The sequence below is a fragment of the Micromonospora aridisoli genome (assembly GCF_056150025.1).
In genome coordinates, this window is sequence record NZ_JAXCFK010000202.1 from 1 (window position 1) to 504 (window position 504).

General features: G+C 68.8%; 1 protein-coding gene. It reads right to left on the reverse strand.

All coding sequences use genetic code 11. The features are described 5' to 3' along the window. A partial coding sequence (locus SM447_RS30110) for a beta-ketoacyl synthase N-terminal-like domain-containing protein (RefSeq protein WP_474576243.1) occupies positions 1 to 504 on the reverse strand: 504 nt, incomplete at both ends.

Sequence of the window (504 nt, forward strand, 5' to 3'; positions counted from 1 at the left end):
CGACTGCACCGCCAGGTGCAACGCCACAAGCGACGACGAACACGCCGTGTCCACCGACACCGCCGGCCCCTCCAACCCCAACGCGTACGCCACCCGACCCGACACCACACTCGCGGCGTTGCCCGTGCCCGCGAAGCCCTCCACCTCGTCCCCCGCCACCATCAGCAGGGCCCCATAGTCCTGACCATTCGTGCCCACGAACACCCCTGTTCGCGAACCCCGAAGAACCCCAGGCTCAACCCCTGCCCGCTCGACCGCCTCCCACGAAACCTCCAGCAACAACCGCTGCTGCGGGTCCATCGCCAAGGCCTCACGGGGGGAAATCCCGAAGAAACCGGCATCAAACTCCGCCGCCTCGTAGAGGAAGGCGCCGCTGCGGACGTAGGAGGTGCCGGTGGAATAGGGGTCGGGGTCGTAGAGGCGCTCGACGTCCCAACCCCGATCGCCGGGGAGGTCGGACACGGCGTCACGGCCGGCGTGCAGCATCTGCCAGAACCGCTCGGG